This is a genomic window from Binatus sp. (SeqCode) (genome assembly GCF_049584895.1).
In the GTDB taxonomy this organism is placed as follows: domain Bacteria; phylum Desulfobacterota; class Binatia; order Binatales; family Binataceae; genus Binatus.
Genome location: NZ_JBAUYR010000102.1, coordinates 15,365 through 36,231 on the forward strand (window position 1 = coordinate 15,365; position 20,867 = coordinate 36,231).

General features: G+C 57.0%; 16 protein-coding genes. 11 read left to right on the plus strand and 5 right to left on the minus strand.

Annotated features, from left to right (window positions below; translation table 11 throughout):
* Positions 1-31 precede the first annotated feature (31 nt).
* Entirely contained in the window at positions 32-5,071 is a 5,040-nt protein-coding gene (locus WB650_RS17840; protein WP_423961513.1) for a HAMP domain-containing protein, read from the minus strand.
* Between the two features lie 631 nt (positions 5,072-5,702).
* Here WB650_RS17840 and WB650_RS17845 point away from each other — a divergent pair.
* Positions 5,703-6,356, plus strand: coding sequence for a M23 family metallopeptidase (locus WB650_RS17845; protein WP_422307399.1), 654 nt, complete (start codon positions 5,703-5,705; stop codon positions 6,354-6,356).
* Here the strand turns inward: WB650_RS17845 and WB650_RS17850 are convergent.
* Both WB650_RS17850 and WB650_RS17855 read right to left on the minus strand, forming a co-directional pair.
* Positions 6,327-6,782 carry a PA2169 family four-helix-bundle protein gene (locus WB650_RS17850; RefSeq protein WP_422307397.1) on the minus strand — a complete coding sequence of 152 codons (456 nt, stop codon included), beginning with the start codon at positions 6,780-6,782 and terminating at the stop codon, positions 6,327-6,329. The genes WB650_RS17845 and WB650_RS17850 overlap by 30 nt on opposite strands.
* A gap of 160 nt (positions 6,783-6,942) precedes the next feature.
* Positions 6,943-7,986, minus strand: coding sequence for a TIGR03557 family F420-dependent LLM class oxidoreductase (locus WB650_RS17855; protein ID WP_422307395.1), 1,044 nt, complete (start codon positions 7,984-7,986; stop codon positions 6,943-6,945).
* Positions 7,987-8,496: 510 nt separating this feature from the next.
* On the opposite strand from WB650_RS17855, the gene WB650_RS17860 reads away from it, so the two are divergent.
* The 10 genes from WB650_RS17860 to WB650_RS17905 all read left to right on the plus strand — a co-directional run bounded on the left by WB650_RS17860 (position 8,497) and on the right by WB650_RS17905 (position 19,007).
* A complete protein-coding gene (locus tag WB650_RS17860; RefSeq protein ID WP_423961423.1) occupies positions 8,497-9,330 on the plus strand; it encodes a formate/nitrite transporter family protein in 834 nt (277 codons plus the stop codon).
* 142 nt (positions 9,331-9,472) lie between these two features.
* Complete coding sequence (locus WB650_RS17865) at positions 9,473-9,826, plus strand: hypothetical protein (RefSeq protein ID WP_422307391.1); 354 nt, start codon at positions 9,473-9,475, stop codon at positions 9,824-9,826.
* A 14-nt stretch (positions 9,827-9,840) separates the two neighbouring features.
* On the plus strand, positions 9,841-11,493 hold the full coding sequence (gene ligD / locus WB650_RS17870) for a non-homologous end-joining DNA ligase (RefSeq protein WP_423961425.1): 1,653 nt from the start codon (positions 9,841-9,843) through the stop codon (positions 11,491-11,493).
* Positions 11,494-11,510: 17 nt separating this feature from the next.
* A complete protein-coding gene (locus WB650_RS17875; RefSeq protein ID WP_422306408.1) occupies positions 11,511-12,887 on the plus strand; it encodes a phospholipase D-like domain-containing protein in 1,377 nt (458 codons plus the stop codon).
* A gap of 144 nt (positions 12,888-13,031) precedes the next feature.
* Positions 13,032-14,669, plus strand: coding sequence for a DUF748 domain-containing protein (locus WB650_RS17880; RefSeq protein WP_422306410.1), 1,638 nt, complete (start codon positions 13,032-13,034; stop codon positions 14,667-14,669).
* 171 nt (positions 14,670-14,840) lie between these two features.
* Complete coding sequence (locus tag WB650_RS17885) at positions 14,841-15,074, plus strand: hypothetical protein (RefSeq protein ID WP_423961427.1); 234 nt, start codon at positions 14,841-14,843, stop codon at positions 15,072-15,074.
* A 96-nt stretch (positions 15,075-15,170) separates the two neighbouring features.
* Positions 15,171-15,482, plus strand: a complete 312-nt coding sequence (locus WB650_RS17890; protein ID WP_423961429.1) for a hypothetical protein — start codon at positions 15,171-15,173, stop codon at positions 15,480-15,482.
* A gap of 286 nt (positions 15,483-15,768) precedes the next feature.
* On the plus strand, positions 15,769-16,878 hold the full coding sequence (locus WB650_RS17895; protein WP_422304071.1) for a sensor histidine kinase: 1,110 nt from the start codon (positions 15,769-15,771) through the stop codon (positions 16,876-16,878).
* 310 nt (positions 16,879-17,188) lie between these two features.
* Positions 17,189-18,064, plus strand: a complete 876-nt coding sequence (locus WB650_RS17900) for a hypothetical protein (protein WP_423961431.1) — start codon at positions 17,189-17,191, stop codon at positions 18,062-18,064.
* A gap of 28 nt (positions 18,065-18,092) precedes the next feature.
* Positions 18,093-19,007: a hypothetical protein gene (locus WB650_RS17905; RefSeq protein ID WP_423961433.1), complete on the plus strand. Its 915-nt coding sequence runs from the start codon at positions 18,093-18,095 to the stop codon at positions 19,005-19,007.
* Positions 19,008-19,025: 18 nt separating this feature from the next.
* Here the strand turns inward: WB650_RS17905 and WB650_RS17910 are convergent, their stop codons facing one another.
* A complete protein-coding gene (locus tag WB650_RS17910; RefSeq protein WP_423961434.1) occupies positions 19,026-20,351 on the minus strand; it encodes an MBL fold metallo-hydrolase in 1,326 nt (441 codons plus the stop codon).
* A gap of 20 nt (positions 20,352-20,371) precedes the next feature.
* Positions 20,372-20,824, minus strand: a complete 453-nt coding sequence (locus WB650_RS17915) for a DUF6851 domain-containing protein (RefSeq protein WP_422304354.1) — start codon at positions 20,822-20,824, stop codon at positions 20,372-20,374.
* Positions 20,825-20,867: the final 43 nt, after the last annotated feature.

The following is a 20,867-nucleotide window of genomic DNA, read 5'->3' on the forward strand; positions in this document are numbered from 1 at the left end:
AAGATCGTCCACTGACGCTCAGATTCCTGCATTATACCGACGCCTGGAGCGGCGAGCCTGCACCCGCCCAGATTCGAATCAGCTCGACTAACTGCCCATCGTCGATCGGCTTGGCCAGGTAATCCGAGGCCCCCGCCGCCATACAGCGCTCGCGGTCCTCCTTCAGCGCCTTAGCGGTCACCGCGATCATCGGCAGCCAGCGCTTGGCAGGATTCGCGCGTATCAGGCGCATGGTTTCGTAGCCGTCCATTTCGGGCATCATGATATCGATGAGCGCGATGTCGATTTCAGGATGACGCTCGAGCATCACGATCCCGGCGCGCCCGTTTTCCGCGTGCAGCGTCTTCATCCCGTGCCCTTCGAGCAGGGTCTTGACCGCGAAAATGTTGCGCGGATCGTCGTCGACGATCAGAACCGTCTTGCCCTTCAGGCTGTCGAGCGTTTCACTCGAGAGCGTGGGCACCGGCGGCTCCGCGGCCAGGAAGTCACGCACCGCACCGGTCGTTTCCGCAACTTTTTCTTCGATCTGATCGACCAGCCTAGCTTGCGATTCAGCGTCGTCCTCGCGGGTACCGAACAATTCGATGTCCCTGCCGTAGCTGACGGGCATGTAGAGCGTGAAGGTGCTGCCTTCGCCGGGCGTGCTCTCGACGTGAATTTCGCCGCCCAATGCGCGCGCAATCTCGCGGCTGATTGAGAGTCCGAGACCGGTGCCGCCATAACGCCGGCTGGTGCTGCCGTCTGCTTGCTGGAAGGCTTCGAAGATGAGGCGCTGCTTGTTCTTCGCGATTCCGATTCCAGTGTCGGTGACCGACAGGGCCAGGATTTTGCTGGGGCCCCGGAGCGCTTCGCTGTCGAAGTCGCGGCGCGGCTCGACCATATCCATCCGGAATTTCACGGAGCCTTCTTCCGTGAATTTGATCGCATTGGCGAGCAGGTTTCTCAGCACCTGTTCGATCCGCTGGCGGTCGGTGCGAATCTCTTCAGCGACTCCCGCCGCCACCTCGATTGAGAAGCTGAGGCCTTTTTCCTCGGCCAGCGCGCGGAAGCTGCGCTCGGCGAATTCAACCAGATCCGTGGTCTGAAGCTGGCGCACCTCGATAGCCATCTTGCCCGCCTCAACCTTCGAGAGGTCGAGAACTTCGCTGATCAGTTTGAGCAGATCGGTGCCTGAAGAATAAATCGTGCGCGCATAGTCGAGCTGCTTCTCGCTGAGGTTCGCCTCCTTGTTGTCGGACAGCACCTTGGCGAGGATCAGCAGGCTGTTAAGGGGAGTGCGCAGCTCGTGCGACATGTTCGCGAGGAACTCGGACTTGTACTTCGAGACGAGAGCGAGCTGTTCGGCTTTTTCTTCGAGGGACTTTCTCGCCTGCTCGACCTCGCGATTCTTGATCTCGACCTTGGTGTTCTGCTCTTCGAGCTGTTTGGCTTTTTCCTCGAGCTCGAGTGCCTGCCGTTCGAGCGCAGTGTTGGTGTTCTTCAGCGTGTCCTGCTGATGGGTCAGTTCTTTGGACTGATTCTGCAATTCCTGCGTGAGGCTCTGCGACTGCTGCAGCAATTCCTCGGTGCGCATGTTGGCCATTATCATGTTGAGGACGACGCCGATGCTCTCTGTCAGCTGATCGAGGAAGATCTGATGGATCGCGCTGAAGGTGTTGAACGACGCCAGCTCGATTATGGCCTTGACCTCGCCCTCGAACAGAATCGGCAGCACGATGATGTTCAGCGGCGGCGCCTCGCCCAGACCGGAGCTGATGTGGATGTAATCGTGCGGCGCGTGCGTCACCAGGATGCTCTTTTTCTCGAGCGCGCATTGACCGACCAGGCTCTCGCCAATCCGGAATCGATTCGCGACGCCTTTGCGTTCGCGATATGCGTAGGTGTTGGTGAGCTTGAGGATCGGAGCGCCCTCTTCGGTATCCATCAGGAAGAACGCGCCCTGATGCGCGGAGACCAGGGGCGTCAGCTCCGACATGATCATTCGCGACACTGCTTCGAGGTTCTTCTGGCCCTGCATCATGCTGGAAAATTTCGCGAGGTTGGTCTTGAGCCAGTCCTGCTCCTGGTTCTTTTGCGTGGTCTCCTTCAGGTTCACGATCATCTGGTTGATGTTGTCGGAGAGCGCTGCGACTTCGCCGAGCGCTTCGACCTTAATCGATCGCGTCAGGTCGCCTTTGGTAACTGCGGTGGCGACATCGGAGATCGCGCGCACTTGGGCGGTCAGGTTACCTGCAAGTTGGTTCACGTTATCGGTCAAGTCGCGCCAAGTTCCTGCCGCCGCGGGCACGCGGGCCTGACCGCCCAGTTTCCCTTCAATACCGACCTCGCGGGCCACAGTGCTGACCTGGTCGGCAAAGATACTCAGAGTTTCCGTCATGCTGTTGATCGTGTCGGCCAGCGCCGCGATCTCGCCTTTCGCTTCCACACCGATCAGTTTCTGGGTGAGGTCGCCGTTGGCGACCGCGGTCACGACTTTGACGATTCCGCGGACCTGGGTCGTGAGGTTCGAGGCCATGAAATTGACGTTGTCGGTGAGGTCTTTCCACGTGCCTGCGACGCCGGGGACGCGCGCCTGTCCGCCGAGTTTTCCTTCGACGCCGACCTCGCGGGCCACGGTACTGACCTGCTCGGCGAACGTGCTCAGCGTGTCAGTCATGTTGTTGATGGTGACGGCGAGCGCTTCGACCTCGCCGCGCGCATCGACGACCAGTTTCTGTTTCAGGTCGCCGTTGGCGACCGCAGTCACGACTTTGACGATGCCACGGACCTGGGTTGTGAGGTTCGACGCCATGAAATTGACGTTGTCGGTCAAATCCTTCCAGACGCCCGACACGCCTTTAACTTCCGCCTGGCCGCCGAGTTTTCCTTCGGTGCCGACTTCGCGCGCGACGCGCGTAACCTCCGCGCTGAATGAGTTCAGTTGATCGACCAGCGTATTAATCGTGGTCTTCAGTTCGAGGATCTCGCCTTTGACATCGACCGAGATTTTCTTCGACAGGTCGCCGTTGGCGACCGCGGTAACGACCTTGACGATTCCGCGGACCTGGTCGGTCAGGTTGCCGGCCAGCACGTTGACGTTGTCAGTCAGGTCTTTCCAAATACCTTCGACGCCCTGGACTTCCGCCTGGCCGCCGAGTTTTCCGTCGGTGCCGACTTCGCGGGCGACGCGGGTGACTTCTGATGCGAACGATCGCAGCTGATCCACCATCGTATTCATAGTGTTCTTCAGCTGGAGGATCTCGCCTTTGACGTCGACCGAAATTTTCTTCGAAAGGTCGCCTTTCGCGACGGCGGTCGTGACTTCCGCGATGTTTCGGACCTGGGCGGTCAGATTATTTGCGAGCAGGTTGACGTTGTCGGTCAGGTCCTTCCAGATGCCGGCGACGTTCGGCACTTCGGCCTGCGCGCCCAGTTTTCCTTCCACGCCGACCGTTTTCGCGACGCTGGTGACCTGCTCGGCGAAGATCGCGAGAGTCTTGGTCATGCCGTTGAGCGTATCTCCCAATGCCGCGATCTCGCCCTTGGCCGCGACCTCGAGTTTTGGAGACAGGTCGCCGTTGGCAACCGCCGTGATGACGCGAACGATACCGCGGACCTGCGTGGTCAGGTTCGACGCCATGAAATTGACGTTTTCGGTCAGGTCCTTCCAGACGCCCGACACGCCGCGGACTTCCGCCTGGCCGCCGAGTTTTCCTTCGGTGCCGACTTCGCGCGCGACGCGGGTAACTTCCGACGCGAACGAGTTGAGCTGATCCACCATCGTGTTCATGGTGTCTTTCAGCTCGAGGATTTCGCCCTTCGCATCGACGGTGATCTTTTTCGAAAGGTCGCCTTTCGCGACCGAGGTGGTAACTTCCGCGATGTTTCTGACCTGCGCGGTAAGATTGTTCGCGAGCAGGTTGACGTTGTCGGTCAAATCTTTCCACGTGCCCGCGACGCCCGGAACTTCGGCTTGCGCACCCAGCTTTCCTTCCACGCCGACGGTACGCGCCACGTCGGTAACCTGCTCAGCGAACAAGCCCAGCGTTGCAGTCATGCCGTTGATGGTGTCGGCCAGTGCTGCGATCTCGCCGCGCGCGTCCACGACCAATTTTTGCGACAGGTCGCCGTTGGCGACCGCGGTCACGACCTTGACGATGCCGCGCACCTGGGTGGTCAGGTTCGACGCCATGAAATTGACGTTGTCGGTCAGGTCCTTCCACACGCCCGACACGCCTTTCACTTCGGCCTGGCCGCCGAGTTTTCCCTCGGTGCCGACTTCGCGCGCGACGCGCGTAACTTCCGCGGAGAACGCTCGAAGCTGATCCACCATGGTGTTCATGGTGTTCTTCAGTTCGAGGATTTCGCCCTTAACATCGACCGTGATTTTCTGCGACAAGTCGCCGTTGGCGACCGCGGTCGTGACGGTTGCGATGTTTCGCACCTGGTCGGTCAGGTTGCGCGCGAGCACGTTGACGTTGTCGGTGAGATCTTTCCAGGTGCCCGACACGCCTTTGACTTGCGCCTGGCCTCCGAGCTTGCCGTCGGTGCCGACTTCCTTGGCGACGCGGGTAACTTCGTCGGCGAACGAGCTGAGCTGATCGACCATCGCGTTAACCGTGGTGCCGATTCGCAGGAACTCGCCCTTAACCGGCTGGCCGTCGATTTCGAGCGCCATCTTCTGTCGCAGGTCGCCTAGCGCGACCGCACCGATAACGCGGGCGACTTCAGTGGTCGGCTGGACCAGTCCCCCGATCAGCGAATTGATCGAATCTTCAATTTCCTGCCATCCGCCGCGGGCGCCTCTCACGGTCGCGCGCTCGGTCATTCGCCCTTCGCGCCGGACCGCATTCTCGACCCGGATAATCTCACTGGTAATCGCTTCGTTGCGCTCGGCGATCGCGTTGAATCCCCTCGCGAGTTCGTCGAGCAGCGCGTCCTTGTGCGTGATTTTGAGCCGAACCGAAAAATCGCCTCGACCGGCCGCAGTCAATGCCTTGATCAGGTTTCTGAAACGTCGCTCATCAGAGTCCGGGTTGGAAGCGCGATGTCCGTTTCGACGGGACTTACCGTTGGTCTTGTTTCCGGCGATAGCCTCATTGTCTGCCAATTGGCTGCCGTCGGCCGACCGCTGACCGCGATTCGAATCATTCAATTCCACCTGGATAGCTCCTTTAGAGGATTCTGGTATGAGCGGCACTCAATACTGAAGCGTTAAAAACTGAAAGAGTTGAGCAGGATGCAATGAGAGGGAGAGGATGGTCCGGAGATTCCGAACCTGTAGGAGGTGGGCATTGCACCCTGCTCGATAGACGATTGGAGATTTGAAAAAATGAGCAGGATGCAATTTGAGGAGGACGACGGTCCGAAAAATTCCGAACCTGCAGGTAGAGGAATTGCATCCCGCTCGATGGACTACCGCCATTCAAATCTCCCCGGCACTGACCCAGTCCATGGTCACAAAACGAATGCCGCAATAACGAAAGCTGCGAGTGGAAAGCAGAAAACGTGCCGGTTGAGGTAGCAGATCAGCAAAACCAAGAAAAGCCGCTTAAAGACTAAAGTATCTTCATATAAAAGGAATCGAAGTCAGATATAAGCGAGAGGCGATTTCAGGTTTGCGGAAAAACTTTCCGGATATTTTTTTCACAGTTCATGACTCCGTGGTTCTCGCCGCGACCAAAAGGCTTCGATTCCCGGACCGTTGTTTGCTCAATATGGGCATGCGTATAAGCAATCTTTTCAATCTCAGAGTCATTCTTTCAAAGAAATTGGTGGTCGTATTGTTTTGCCTTTGTATCTTCGAGCCGGGCTTCGTGACAGCCGCTGAAGATTCGCAGCTGAAGATTGGGCCGCCGCTGGATTCACTAAAGACGACGGAGCTCCACGATTCCTTCAACGAGATTCACCACGGGCATCGTCATGAGGCGATCGACATAATGAGGCCTCGCGGCACGCCGATTCGCGCGGTCACCGACGGAATCATTCGCAAGGTTTTTATCAGCCGACAGGGCGGGCTGACTATCTACGAATTCGATCGATCGAGCGCCTACTGCTTCTACTACGCGCACCTGGATCACTACGCGGACATCCGCGAAGGAATGCCGGTCGCGCGCGGTGATGTGATCGGATACGTCGGTAGCACCGGCGATGCGCAGCCGGATGCGCCTCAATTGCATTTCGCGATCTTCAAGCTCGGGCCCGACAAGAGTTGGTGGAAGGGCGAGGCGATCAATCCATATCCCATCCTGATGAGAGCGGTGACTGAGGCCCAGTCAGTTTGGGTCAAAAGAGGACCGCTGCGCGATTTCAGAAAATCACAGGCTAAAGCCTGTGCCACCGCTTGGTCAGGAACGTGGATGGCCGTATGGCTTTAATATTTTTTCGAGCCCCGTCAGCGTCGCCTGATTTTCGGAGAGCTGCCGTTCGAGCGTCGCGCGCGTCGTCGCGGGAAAATCCTGCTGCAGAGCTTTTTGGTATTCGGAAATAACCTGTTTAACGTCCTCGAGACACCATTCGACGACGCCAGTGTCGCCCATGCTCATTACCACGTTGAGATCCATCTCGGCGCGATCGATGAAGCCGGCGACGCTGCCTGATTCCTTGCCCGGCCGCTCGCCCTCACCGCCGAGTCGCTTGCGCTCGAGATTAAGTTCGTCGGCATCGTGGCGGCGGACCGCTTCCTGCCGTTTGAAGAATTGCACCAGCTTCTCTTTGCCGACGTCGGCGGCGGCTCGACGATAACGCTCCGCGCTATCCACGCAGGTCTTGACGAGGTTATCCAGGGTTTCAAGTTTGGTCATCGCGATCCTCCTTCGTCGGTGCGCAAAATTGCGATTTTTTTCCCATCGAGTGTCTTGTTCACGGCGATTGATCCTTGACGAGTGTCTTCTCGACGCCTGCGACCCAACCCCTCCTTCCCATGGTGGGAAGGGGAACCGGACCTTGGGGACTAGAGAGAGGTCAGGCATGCGATTCGTCCGTTCGATGATTGTCGTGTCGAGTTTTTCGTTTCGATCCATTGGATGAACCGTTCGACGATTTCGAATCGACTTTGAAATGCGGCAGAACTTTGTCGGCATAGAAATGCAGGAACTCGCTCTGCTGCGGGCCGATCTGATGCACGTAGACGTGATCGTAACCGGCATCGACAAATTTCTTGATGGCGTCGATATGGCGGCGCGGATCAGGACCGAGAATTACGTCCTCGGTAATCTTGTCCGGCTGCATCGACTCCGCGACCGTCTCGAAATGTTTCGGCAACGGCAGATCGGTCATTAATGGTGCGTCGATGCCGGCGTTGGGCCATTGCTTGCGCACGATGTGCGCGGCTTCGTCCTCGCTGGACGCGTAGCAGACGGTGACCTGGCCGTAGCGCGGTTTGTGCTTGCCGCCAGCTTGTTCGAATCGCTTGACCAACTCGCGCTTGGGCACGGTGCTGATGAGTCCATCGGCGATACGGCCGGCGAGTTCCGCGGAGCCCGGCTTCGACGCGGCGATCATGATTGGGGGCGGCTCGGCGGGCATCGTGAAGATCCGCGCCTGCTCGACGGTGTAGTAGTTGCCACGGTGAGTCTGCCATCCGCCCTGCCACAGTAGCCGCATCACGGCGACGGCCTCTTCGAGCATCTCCTGTCGTTGCGGGGCGGGCGGCCAATGCTTTCCGGTGATGTGCTCGTTCAGGTTTTCGCCGGTGCCGAGGCCAAGAAAGAATCTGCCGGGCATCATCACCGCTGAAGTCGCGGCGGCTTGCGCGATGATCGCGGGGTTGTAGCGCATGAGCGGGCAGGTCACCCCGGTGCCGAGGCTGAGATTTTTTACCGCCTGCGAAATCCCGCCTATCACGCTCCACACGAAAGGACTGTGCGGCTGCTGGTTAGTCCATGGATGGAAATGATCTGAAATCAGCGCGAACTGAAAGCCGACGCTTTCCGCGGTGCGCGCGTTCGTTATGAGATCGGGGGGCCCAAATTCCTCGCTGGAAAGCGCGTATCCCAACTCCAACATGAGAAGTTACTCCGGTGTCGATTGATGAGGAAAAACGCAAGAGACGGGCCAGATTTATTCGAGAGAAGTTCGCTTATCGATCAGAAAAACGTGACAAAGCTGAAAGAATTACATCCTAACGACGGGGCAACTCGCCACGCCAGACCGTATTCCCCCGATAAATCTTGCCCGCGCTATGCCACTGGTCGAGTGGCAGAGGACTTGCTCATACCGCTCCAGTGTTTCTGTATGGCACTACGGCTCGAGGTGAGACTATGAAATGCCGGCACGACGCTTGTTCCTGCGAAGCAGAACCCGGGAACCAATTTTGTTCTAACGAGTGTGAGTCCGACACGCGCGACGAAGGCGCGACTGATTGCCATTGCGGTCACGACGATTGCCGCGCATCGCATTCGTCGCATCGCGACAGCACTTAGTTCGCAGACGCAGAGAATGGCTGCTCGAACCCGATCCACGGACTCCGCGACGAAAAAACCATCGCGGGCCGCGAAAACACAACCGGCCACGACAATGTCGGGAGACCCCACTGGGGCTCCGGCGGCTGATCTAAGTCGAGCCGAGCGCCGTGTCGCCGAGGAACGCACCGCGCCTCGCGCGGCTGTGATTCATGAGGCGATTCGTGCCGAGGGTGAAGGGGAACTAAGGCGGCCTATCGGTGCGCTGATCTGGTCCGGGATGGCGGCGGGCCTTTCGATTGGATTCTCACTGGTTGCCAGCGGACTGATCCGGGCTCATCTCGCGGATACGAGTTGGCGGCCGTTGGTGTCTTGTTTCGGTTACAGCGTCGGCTTCCTGGCGGTGATTCTCGGACGCCAGCAGCTCTATACGGAAAATACTCTGACCGTCATGCTGCCGCTGTTCACGCTACGCGATCTGCCGACTCTGATGCAGGTGCTCCGGCTATGGGTCGTGGTGCTGCTCGCGAATCTTGCGGGTGCGTGCATGTTTGCATGGGCGCTGGCGAGTTTCGACCTGTTCGGGCATGAGGCAACGAAAGCCTTCGCCGATATCGCGACGACCGCAGTGTTTGTCGGATGGAGCTCGTTGCTGGCGCGCGGAGTGGTCGCGGGCTGGCTGATAGCATTGATGGTCTGGATGATGCCGGGGGCGGATTCCTCGCGCGCCTTTATTATCGTCGTCATGACCTACCTGGTTGCGCTCGGCAATCTGCCGCATGGTATCGCAGGATCGGTCGATGGGTTTTTTCTGGTCGCCCGCGGCGCGCTGTCATGGCGCCACATGCTGGTCGATTACCTGGCGCCGGTATTGATCGGGAACACGATAGGCGGAGTCTCGTTGGTCGCCTTCTTCAATCATGCGCAGGTGATCTTCAGTGGCGAGTGAGCGTCTTCGCGATGCGTAATTTCTACAGAGAGAATTAATTCTCTTTGGTTTACGTCTGAGAATTTCAATCCAAAAGTTGGCACGTCCAATGCTCATTTTTGCTTGGAAGTGAGGTGACAATCTTTTGGAGGCTCAAGATATAATGAAATACTTGCCAATGATATTTGTGCTAGGCACACTTTTCACAATGGCGATCATCGGTTGTCAGCAGCCGGTCGGACCGGTCCTGACCCACAAATTGGTCGTGACCGGCAATCAACACGCGGTCCCGATGTATCCCGACGAACAGACTTATCTGCATACCTCTCACGAGAAACAAGAAGGCGGAGTGGTTGGAGTCGTTGGCGATGTGAAGCAGAACCTGGCCGCGAAGCAGCTTGACGACCAGACTCCCGTTCAGGTTGTTACCAGCGATGACAACGGCGCCGTCGTAACCGTCACCGATGGACCTATGAAGGGAGCTACCGGATTCGTTCCTAAGCAGAATGTTGACTGAGTAGTGGCCGGTCGATGGCTGATAGCAAGCTCTCAAAGTACCGGTCCAAGCGTGATTTCAACAAGACCGCCGAACCGAGCGGAGAGGTCGCGGTTGCTCCGTCCGCTCGTCGGCGGTTCGTGATTCAGAAGCACGACGCGTCGCATCTTCATTTTGATCTGCGACTCGAGCTTGATGGCGTCTTCAAATCGTGGGCGCTGCCGCGGGGACCTTCGCTCGATCCCAAGGAAAAAAGACTGGCGGTCGAAGTGGAAGATCATCCGCTGGAATACGGCGACTTCGAGGGCACTATTCCTGAAGGAGAGTACGGCGGCGGCACGGTCATGCTTTGGGACCGCGGCTACTGGACGCCCGAAGGCGATAGATCGCCGGAGGATCAGCTCAAATCCGGAAACTTGAAGTTCAGTTTGGATGGCCAGCGGTTGCACGGAAGTTGGGTGCTGGTGCGGATGAAACGTGATCGCAGTGGCGGCAAGCGGACCAACTGGCTGCTGATCAAGCATCGCGACGAGTTCGCGCGCGAGGGCAGCGACGACGCACTGGACGACGATCGATCGGTGGCGTCGGGCCGTACGATGACCGAGATTGCGAGCGGCAAGGGCCCGAAGCCAAAGCCCTTTATGCTCAAGGGCGGCAAGGCGTCGGCTGACGCGGTGTGGAATTCCAATCGTGATGAGGCCGAAACGCCGCGAACCCGCAAGAAAACGAAGTCCAGATCGACGACGAGTTCCAGCTCAGATGCGAAGCCAGCCGCCGATACCGTCGTTACGGGTGTGACGGTCAAGAAGCCGGAGAAAATTCTGTGGCCCGACGCCGGAGATCACAAGCCGGTCACCAAACTGGAGCTGGCGCGCTATTACGAAGCCGTCGGAAGCTGGATGATCACGCATCTGAAGGGGCGGCCATGCTCGATTGTTCGCGCGCCCGACGGCATCCACGGCCAACATTTTTTTCAGCGCCATGCGATGCCGGGAACGTCGAGCATGCTGACGCTGACCAAGGTTTCGGGCAGCAAAGAGCCTTACCTTCAAATCGATCGAGTGGAGGGTCTTGCGGAAATTGCGCAACTCGCGGGACTGGAGCTGCATCCGTGGAACTGCCAGCCCGGAAATCCCGACGTGCCCGGGCGTTTGGTTTTTGATCTCGATCCAGCGCCGGGCGTTGATTTCGATTCGGTAATTGAGGGCGCGCGCGAAATTCGCGACAGGCTCGAAGCCGTTGGCCTCGTCGGCTTTTGCAAAACGACCGGCGGCAAGGGGATACACGTAGTGACGCCGCTCAGCCGTGCGAAGAAGGGCGAAATTTCCTGGAGCGACGCCAAATCCTTCGCGCGCGACCTCTGCCTTCAAATGGCCGCCGACAATCCCAAGCGATATCTCGCGAAGATGACGAAGAAGGAGCGCACCGGCCGCATCTACCTGGATTACTTGCGTAACGACCGCACCGCGACTGCGGTAGCGCCTCTGTCACCTCGCGCTCGCGACGGCGCGCCTGTCTCGATGCCGCTGCTATGGACGCAGTTGCGCCCCGGGCTCGATCCCCTGCGCTTCACAATTCGCACCGCTCCCGGTCTCATCGCTAAGAGCACTGCATGGCAAGAGTACTGCGACGCCGAACGCCCGCTCGCGCCGGCAATCAAACGGCTGACGAGATCCAAAGCTGCCTGACAAGGCTCCTTTGCAGAATGCTGGTGCTGATCGCCGGCGTTGTGTGCGTTGGTGGATGCGGAACCGTGCCCGATGCCTACGCCCTCATGCAGGATCGCCGGCTGTACTGGCACCATTACAAAGTCGTCAGCGACCAGGGTCCGCTTTCAGCGAGCCAGAGTCGTGAGATTATCCAAAGGCTAGAGGCGCGGAGCGGCAAGACCGACATACTGCAGCGCCATCTCGCTTTCGAACAGGCGATCAGCGGAAGTCCGCTGGTAACGGGAAACAAGGTGACCCTGCTCGAGAATGGGGCTGCCACGTATCGGGCGATGTTCGCCGCGATCGAGGGCGCAACGCATAACATCAATCTCGAAACCTACATATTCGACGGCGATCAGATTGGGAAGGAGTTCGCGAACGCGTTGATCGCAAAACAGCAGCAGGGCGTGCAGGTCAATATAATCTACGACGGTTTCGGCTCGATACTGACGCGGCGCAGCTTCTTCAATGGGATGCGATCGAACGGAATCCGGCTGGTCGAATTCGACCCGATCAATCCTTTTGCTGCGGGCTTCCGATGGGCTCCGCTGCATCGCGATCATCGTAAGCTGATGGTGGTTGATGGTTCGCTTGCAATCACCGGCGGCATCAATATCTCGAGCGTCTATTCCAGCGGCGTCATATCGAAAGCCAAAGAGAATAAAAATCCATCAGTGGAAGTCTTGAAAACCTGGCGCGATACCGACGTCGAGGTCGAAGGTCCAGTTGTGTCTGAGTACCAGGAACTGTTCGTGGCCAACTGGCTCCAACAAGGTGGTGCAAAGCTCAAATTTTCCGATTATTTTCCAGCGCTCGACGCCAAGGGCGACCAGATCGTTCGCGTGCTCGGCAGCGTGCCCCAGGAATTCAGCACGATCTACGTGACGCTCATCTCAGCTATCCGCAATGCCGAGTCTAACATCTACATCACCGACGCGTACTTTGCGCCCGATTCCCAGATGCTCGAAGCTCTGGAAGGAGCGGCGCGCCGTGGCGTGGACGTTCGCCTGCTTTTCCCCGGGCACACCAACGAGCCATTGATTCAGCCGGCGGCCCGTTCCCATTTCTCCGAACTGCTGGACGCCGGAGTCAAAATATATCTGTGGCAGGGCAAAATGCTGCATGCGAAGACCGCGACGATCGACGGCGTGTGGTCGACCGTCGGTTCGTCGAATCTCGATTGGTGGAGCATCGCGCGCAACGACGAAATCAACACGGTCGTCCTTAGTGTCCGTTTTGGCCAGGAAATGAATGCTTCGTTCATGCGCGATCTGCAGAATTCCGAGCAGCTCGATTCCGCCGCTTGGCAACAACGATCGGTTCTCGAGCGAATCGAGGAAGCCTTCGCCCGAAGTCTCGAGCCGATGCTGTAAGCCTCCGGCGCCGCAGGCAAACCGGTCAAAATTACGTAAGTGTCCATCGGATTTCGGACGCCCCTCGAAACTGGTCGATAAGACTTGAAGGCCGTGCGGTACCGATCTTGCTGCCTACATCAAGTCTTATCCGCATAGACTGAAATGGCTGCTGGATCAGCATACAAGTTGCCTCCCGAGCCGGCGCCTCCGCGTCAGGTGCGAGGGTCACGCGTCGCCGGATGGATCGTCGCCGCCCTCGTGGTGCTCGTCTTCGCCGTATTCGTAGCTTCGTATTTTCTCGATCCGATAGTTCGGTCGCGAGTGGAAAATACGATGAATCATAAGCTGGTGGGTTATCACACCAGGCTCGGTCACGCGCATCTGCAATTGCTCAGCCTTACGTTAATTCTTAACGACCTGGTCGTGAAGCAGGACGCTCATCCTTCGCCGCCGGTCGCGGACTTTCCCGAGATGACCTTTGACGTACAATGGCGCGAGTTGGTTTTGGGCCGCGTGGTGGGCCAGGTCCTGCTCAATCATCCGCATGTGCATATCAATCTGATCCAGTTGGAGGCCCAGGACGCCAGCAAGGTGCCATTGCGAAAAGAGGGTTGGCAGGAAGCTATCCAGAGCGTCTACCCCTTCAAGATAAATTTATTCAGGGTCGACGACGGCGAAGCCACTTACATCGATACCGATCCGGATCGGCCTCTTTATCTAAAGGACATCGAGCTCCGCGCTGACAACATCCGCAATATCCGATCGAAGGATCAACGGTATCCGTCACCGATCTGGGCCAAGTCGACAGTGTTCGACAATGGACGCCTGACCATCGAGGGAAGGGCGAACTTTCTGGACGATCCTTTTCCCGGTGTGCTCGGGAACTACTCAATCGAGCGTATACCGCTGGGTAAATTCGAGCCTGTAGTCCAACGCGCAAATCTCCACGTCTATCAGGGGATATTGCAAAGCAAGGGAGTGGTGGAATATTCGCCGCGAATCGCGAGAGCCGAGGTCGACTCCGCTACTATCGACGGGGTTCACCTTGACTATGTACACACCGCGCAAACCGCGGCAGCTGAGACGAGTCGCATTCGCACCGTCAAGAATGCAGCGGCCAAGGTCAACAACGCTTCTGGCATCGAGTTGAAAGCTCACGAAGTCGTGCTTACAAACAGCACGTTGAAATTCATCAACAATGCGGCGAACCCCAACTACAGGATCGTGATTACCGATACCAACTTGCGCGCGACGAACCTGTCGAATCATCAGAGCGAGGGAACCGCGAATATTAATTTCAACGGCAAATTGATGGGCTCAGGCGACACCAAGCTGACCGCGGTTCTGCGCCCCGAGCATGAAGGTCCCAATTTCGATTTCGACCTGGAAAGCACTGACACCGACCTAACCGCGTTTAACGACTTACTGCGTGCATACGGAAAATTCGATGTAGCTTCTGGCAAGGTATCAGTGTTCTCCCAAGTCACCGTGAAGAACCATTACGTCAGCGGCTATATAAAACCATTGTTCACCGACCTCAAGGTCTACGATTCTCAGAAGGATAAGAAAAAACCTGTGCTGAAAAAGGCTTACGAGGCGGTGATCGGCGGGGCGGCAAAGCTGCTCAAGAATCGAAAGACAAAGGAGGTCGCGACTAAGATTGATATCTCAGGTCCAATCAAAAATCCAAACGTGGACCCGTGGCAAGCGATTGGGCAATTCATCTATAACGCATTCGTCAACGCAATCGTCCCCGGCTTTGACAAGGAAGTAGCTCAAGCCCGGCAGGCTCACAGCTAATTCGCTTTCATTTTTTCGCCGCCTTCAGAAGACTCCCGCGACCGGGAAAGATTTTCCGAAAAAAGCCAGGAATTGTGCGCTATAGACCTTAGGAAATTCTGGAATCCCCTATGGCCGGCTTCTTGCTGTTATCAAGGTAAGTTCGCGATGGAGGGTTCAAACATGAGTCTAATGAAACGTATCGCAATACTCCCGGCCGCAGTCGCGGCATGTGGAATCGCTGCTGGATGCTTCTCCTACCACAAGCACGTGGACGAGACCCAGACTCCGGCGCCTGTGGTTGAAACCGCTCCGGCTCCAGCGCCGGTGGTTGTAGCACCGCCTGCGACCTCGAGCACCACAACCACGTCGACCGACAATGGATTGGTCGAGCGGCAGAAGACAACGACGTACATCGCGCCGTAGTTATATAGCCATGAGCGACGCGCGCGCGGATTGTCAAAAGACCCGCGCGCGCGTTTCGCTCCAACCGACTCGGTTGGCGAAGGTAGTGTTATGAAAATGAAAAAATCAATTGTGTCCATCGCATTTGTGAGCGCGATGTTTTGTGGCAGCATGGCGCTTCAGTCGTGCGCGGAGAGGACCGAAACAACCTATAGCGAGCCGCCTTACTACAGCAGCACCACCTACGGTCCAGACTACGCGTACAATTCGACGTATCCGCCATATTCTGACACCTACGGAACCACTACCTACACCACCACTACCACCAGTGAGCCAAATAGCGTCGTGGGATCGACGGCACATGCGGCTGGAACTATAATCGCGGCGCCATTTCGTCTGGTTGGTGATGCCCTGAGCATTATTTTCTAGATTCTTTCGCCAGAATCGGTTTAATGGCGGTTAATGTATGTTTCGGTTTCGCCAATGGCGCCGCTTGACGCTGGGATGAATCGCAGTTAACTTTCGATTGGACCATTATTGAATTAACTGTCGCGCAAATTCTCAGGACCGGTTCCGGAGACTGTTCCATGTCAGATCTGAGATGTGGAGAGATAGACGGCGCGGACGGAAATGGCCGAACTTCAAGGGTGCTTTCCGCGCCTCGACTCTCCATATCCAGGATAAAACCGCGCGATTCTTCCCGCCGCGAAGTCAAATGAGCGAGCAGGACAAAATAACAGTCTGGCTCAGTTCCCCGATTGGGAATGATCCCGAGCGACTGTACTCGCTCCTGATGAGCAACATTCCCGCCCGCGTGTGGATAAAGGACGCTGTGGGACGATATGTGTTCGTCAATCCGCGGCTTAGTTCGGAACTTGGTATCGAGGCCGAAAAATGGATTGGCGCGCGGGACGAGGAACTGTTTCCTGGCGTCGGCCACGTTTACTGGCGCAAGGACCGGCAAGTCCTGACCAGTGGCTTCCCGTTGATCTCGACAGATCAGATCGAGCGGGGAAAATCTCTCTTCGTTGTAAGATTTCCGTTGGCAATTGACGGCAACGATCATGTCGCCGCAGTCGGCGTCGAGACCACGGAGCAGATGTCGGCGCTGATCGGCTTCTTTCATTTGCGCGACGAGCTTTTTCGAAACGAGCGCCTGCGTGCGATCGGCGAGATGGCGTCGGGCCTCGCGCACGACCTCAGAAATATCCTGAATGCAGGCGCGCTGCGATTGAGCATCCTTCGCTCGAAGGCCGGCAACGATTTAATCAACGACGTGGATGCGCTGGCGAGATCGGTCAATGCGGCCGCCGAGCGAGTGCGAGGCTTGCAGGAATTTGTTAACGAGCGGCCACAGGAGAACCTGGAAGCCTCAGACATCTCGATCCTGATCGGCGAAGCCATCGAAATGGTGGATTACCTGATTGAGAAAACTCCAACTATCAGAGGCGGCGCGATTAAGCTCCTCCGGAATATCCCGTCTTCGTTGCCGAAGGTGTGGGCTTTTCCAAATCAGGTGAAGCACGTGTTCGCGAACCTTCTAATGAATGGCCGCGAGGCGATGCCCGACGGCGGCAATTTGTCAATTGAAGCAAAGCCAGTTGCCGCTAGCATCGAGGTTGCGGTCAGCGATGAAGGTACTGGCATCCCCGCAGACATCCTCCCGAAGATGTTCGATCCCTTCTTCACTACCAAGGACTTAGGCACCGGTTTGGGTCTTTCGATGGCGCGCGACGTCATGACCCGACTGGATGGGGCGATTCGCGCTGAGAATCGTTCTCCTCAGGGCGCCGCGATTATTTTGAATTTCCCTATCGCGGAATAGTTACCACTACCGGGTACTTTTTACATACTTCACAAGCCGCCGATCGAAGGGTCGGCCACAAGCGGTAAATCTTAAACAGTTTCCAGCTAGGCGTCGTAAGTACATCTCTTGCTTTATGTTGGTCGCCCGTACGCGAACGGTGGGCGGAGGTGTAACAATGCTCGAGGCAGACATAGCCTTTGAGTCCACACCGGCTAGCGCGGATTCATCCGCTGTCGGCTTGAAATCAGGTGGCTTTCTCAGGTCGGAGCGAGCAGCGATCGCTCTGAAGCCTGGAGATTTAGTCGAAGTCCGAAGTGCCGCCGAAGTCATGTCGAGCCTCGATAGCGACGGCAAACTCGACGGCCTGCCTTTGATGCCCGAGATGCTAGCGTTTTGCGGGCGTCGCCTCCGCGTATCCAAACGAGCGGATAACACTTGCGCCTTGGGCCAGCCTCGACGAATCGAAAATACAGTTCATCTCGAACAGCTAAGGTGCGACGGATCGGCGCATCGCGGATGCGAGGCTGGTTGTCTTTTCCTATGGAAGGAAGCGTGGCTTCGACGCGTGACGGACAGCTCCGAAGAATCCAGTGATACAGAGATTCCTTCGGTTGGCATCGAGGACGGCGCGTATCGTCTTCTTAGTGCGTTCGCACAGAAGCCGGATAACACTCTTATGTGTCAGTCCACGGAATTGAATTCCGCGACTTGTCCGGCGCCACTCGGTAGCTCTTCAAACTACTTCGCCGAGGTCGCCCGAGATTGCGCCGCAAATAAGAGAAGTGTCGAAGATCTGCGCCAGCTCGTTACTTACTTCTGGGGTAAGGCGATTCTGTATCTGTTCATGCTATGGGCGCGAGCGCCCTGGAATGCCGACAAATATCATAAGACTCCAGCGACACCGCTTGATTTGAAGCCGGGTGAAGTGGTGCGGGTGCGCGGTATGTTCGAGATTCTTCGGACGCTGGATCGCAATGGCTGTAACCGGGGCATGGAATTCAAGCCCGAAATGTTCCAGTTCTGCGGCCGCAGGTACCCGGTTATCATCAACATGACTCGGCGAATCGACGAACGGAGCGGTGAACTTAAGGGCTTCCGCAGTCCGTGCATAGTACTCGAGTCAGTGTACTGTCACGGTCAGCGCTCCTTTTGTCAGCGCGCGAACTATCACTACTGGCGTGAAATATGGTTGAGCCGGCAATAGCTGCGGACTCACCAGCGAGAGGAACACGATGAAGGCATCTGAGTTGGCGCAATTCTTCGGCGCCATTGGCAATAGGATAATACAAACCGAGAGCTGCTATTGGTACAATCCCAAACCGTTCCTGTACAAGAGTCTGCCAGTTCATCGTTTCGTGAGTCCTTCAGCGACGGAAATAGCGCAGGTCATGATCAAGGGTCCGGCCTTCGCGCTGCGCTATCCTATGATTCCAGATAGAAGCGGCCCGCGCGGAGGAATGTACGTTTGTTCAAATCGCAACTACGACATCCAGGCGCTTACCTCGCAGAACGTACGCAGCCGGACACGCAGGGGCCTCGCGCGATGCCGCATCGAGCAGATCGATTTCTCATACCTGGCACAACACGGACACGCTTTGACGGCGGAGACCACTTTGCGCCAGATGGGCAAGATGCCGAGCACCACTGAGGCGGAGTGGCACCTGTTCTGCGAGAATGCCAGTCGTTCGCCGGATTTCGAGGCGTGGGGAGCCTTTGTCGAGGATCGACTGGCAACCTTTATCGTCGGGATGCTGGTTGAGGACTGCTATTACATACACTTGCAGAAGAGCGCGTCAGACTTGCTCAAGTACTATCCCAACAACGCTCTTCTGTTCACCGTAATGAAAACCAAGCTAGCGCGTCCGGAGGTCGGCTACATTTCTCATGGACCCAAAGCTCTCGCGGTCGGAAAGGGACTCGACTATTTCAAAACGAGCATGGGCTTTGAAATGCAGCCCTATACCGACCATGTAGTGTTCAATCCGCTGGTCAAGCCGTTCCTGATGTGGAAGGGAGATGCGGTGGTAGACAGGCTGGTACAACGCTATCCGGGCAATCTGTTCTGGCAGCGGGCGTCGCGAGCCTTGCGCGTCGCGAGGGGTGAACAGCCTCGCGTCGAAGACAGCATCGAGCTCGCTTCGCAATAGCAGTAGCTGCTCGAGTCCTTACAGTGACGTCCGGTAGTAGTGAACGGCCTGGGTCATTCCGCCGGCTAGTCTGCTGCGCACGTAGTTCATGAAGTCGGCGGTTAGTACGTATTTCGGTTTGAGAAAGACACCGCCGTTGTTCAATGAGAACAGTATCCGATGCATCTTCCAGTTTCGGAAATTCTGATGAAGCTTGAACCTGGCTGATACTCCGAGAGTCTGAATTCCGAACGGAAACTTGAATCCGAACCATAGCGGCTGAGAATTGATCGACAGGTCGGGCTGATAGGACTCTTGAGCTTCCGCTATCTGTCCATTGGCGAGCGAAAACTCAACAGTCTTATCAAGGTCCGGAATTCTTACTATCACTGGCCGCAGCAGCATCAGCAGAGCGCGAGGATAGCGCTCGTTCACCTGCTGCGACATAGCCCTGTACGCATTGAAGATATCGCTCAGCGGCTTTGTCTCCATCGGGTCATAGGGCAACTCATCCCAACCGGGCAACGCCGCATACCGCTGCAATGCTTGCGAAGAGTCATGCGCCGAACCCACCTCGTAGTCGTCGCCAGGATAGAGAACCGCTGCAGTCTGATCCTGCCGCTGGAGATAGTTGTAGGCATCGCTCACGGTGTTGGCGAATGGATTGACGTACTTGTTGTCTTCGCTCGAGAAGTAGATGAAGCTCGCGAACGGTATCGTGACCTTGGCATCAAGCGCGCGGTGAACCTCGGACACGTTGCGCAAGACTTGCAAGGCGCGCTCGGGTAGATAACGTTCCGGCGGTTCGAAACCCGCGTAGGCTGCTAACGAGAATTGGTTGAGCAGGACGTCAACGTGTCTCACGTCTTTGAGGATCAGCCGGCATTCGGAAGTGCTTATGCGGGCGTCATTCGCATTCAGCATAACTTGCTGATCGTCGATGACCGCCAGCGCCGAATCCATCAGGCCTGCATGGTAACAGTACAGTTTCGTGCCGCGGGTCGAGGTTGGTTCATCAGTTAGCGGTACTATCTCGCGATGGGGTAAGAGTCGGAAGCGCTGATAGCCGAGACCCTTGAACGCAGCCAGCATCTTGGCGGAATCGCGAGTCTGGAAAAGAATGGTTATGCGCTGCTTAAAGGAATCCGGAAATGAGGCCAAGGTTGGAAAGTGACAATGATCCGGATGCTCATGCGATATCCAGAGGTAGCCGATGCGATCAAGGAGCGCGGGATCTAACACTGGTTCGGGGCGAAGCGTCCACGAATTGTTGAAAATTTTCCCCGACAGCCACGGATCCATCAGGATCGACATGTCTGAGCATTCGGCGACTATGCTCGCGTGCCCAACAAAGTGAATTTTCATTTTTTCAGTTTTTCACTGTTTCACTGGCTTAGGCTATCCGCCGAGTCTCGCTGGACCACACGGCTGCCTTCAAATGTCGGAACCGATCGCCAAGCGGCGTCAGGATCGTCGCTAGGATCCGGCTTATGGACAGCTAAGTAGTGAGTTGGGTAGCCGACATATTGACCCGTGCCGAACACCGCCTCAGCCGCCACATTGCCGACGCCGGCTGGTGTCGAGGTGTCAGAGCTGTCCACGTCTTCGAGGTGATAACCGAGTCTGGCGAGAGCCGCGTCAATGCTTGCGGTCATCGACGGCAACTGATTAACCAAAGCCTTGCGCGCCGCGAAACTTATCGCCTCAATTTTGTTAGCGTCGGTGGTTTCTTCCGGCGGCCGCTTCAGGATGCCGTTGGCTCGCGACGGTGCTGCTATCGGATCGTACGCCGTCCAGGCGTCGTACATCGCAGCATGCATAACAGCGAGCGTTCGCACGGCGACCGACGCCTCCGTGTTCGTGCGATGTATATGGTCGAGG

What these genes read in the sequence shown, in the direction of transcription:
- WB650_RS17845 (WP_422307399.1), top strand. Translation starts at nt 5,703, where the DNA reads ATGCGTATAAGCAATCTTTTCAATCTCAGAGTCATTCTTTCAAAGAAA.
- WB650_RS17850 (WP_422307397.1), bottom strand. Translation starts at nt 6,782, where the DNA reads ATGACCAAACTTGAAACCCTGGATAACCTCGTCAAGACCTGCGTGGAT.
- WB650_RS17855 (WP_422307395.1), bottom strand. Translation starts at nt 7,986, where the DNA reads ATGTTGGAGTTGGGATACGCGCTTTCCAGCGAGGAATTTGGGCCCCCC.
- WB650_RS17860 (WP_423961423.1), top strand. Translation starts at nt 8,497, where the DNA reads ATGTCGGGAGACCCCACTGGGGCTCCGGCGGCTGATCTAAGTCGAGCC.
- WB650_RS17865 (WP_422307391.1), top strand. Translation starts at nt 9,473, where the DNA reads ATGAAATACTTGCCAATGATATTTGTGCTAGGCACACTTTTCACAATG.
- ligD (WP_423961425.1), top strand. Translation starts at nt 9,841, where the DNA reads ATGGCTGATAGCAAGCTCTCAAAGTACCGGTCCAAGCGTGATTTCAAC.
- WB650_RS17875 (WP_422306408.1), top strand. Translation starts at nt 11,511, where the DNA reads ATGCTGGTGCTGATCGCCGGCGTTGTGTGCGTTGGTGGATGCGGAACC.
- WB650_RS17880 (WP_422306410.1), top strand. Translation starts at nt 13,032, where the DNA reads ATGGCTGCTGGATCAGCATACAAGTTGCCTCCCGAGCCGGCGCCTCCG.
- WB650_RS17885 (WP_423961427.1), top strand. Translation starts at nt 14,841, where the DNA reads ATGAAACGTATCGCAATACTCCCGGCCGCAGTCGCGGCATGTGGAATC.
- WB650_RS17890 (WP_423961429.1), top strand. Translation starts at nt 15,171, where the DNA reads ATGAAAAAATCAATTGTGTCCATCGCATTTGTGAGCGCGATGTTTTGT.
- WB650_RS17895 (WP_422304071.1), top strand. Translation starts at nt 15,769, where the DNA reads ATGAGCGAGCAGGACAAAATAACAGTCTGGCTCAGTTCCCCGATTGGG.
- WB650_RS17900 (WP_423961431.1), top strand. Translation starts at nt 17,189, where the DNA reads ATGTCGAGCCTCGATAGCGACGGCAAACTCGACGGCCTGCCTTTGATG.
- WB650_RS17905 (WP_423961433.1), top strand. Translation starts at nt 18,093, where the DNA reads ATGAAGGCATCTGAGTTGGCGCAATTCTTCGGCGCCATTGGCAATAGG.
- WB650_RS17910 (WP_423961434.1), bottom strand. Translation starts at nt 20,351, where the DNA reads ATGAAAATTCACTTTGTTGGGCACGCGAGCATAGTCGCCGAATGCTCA.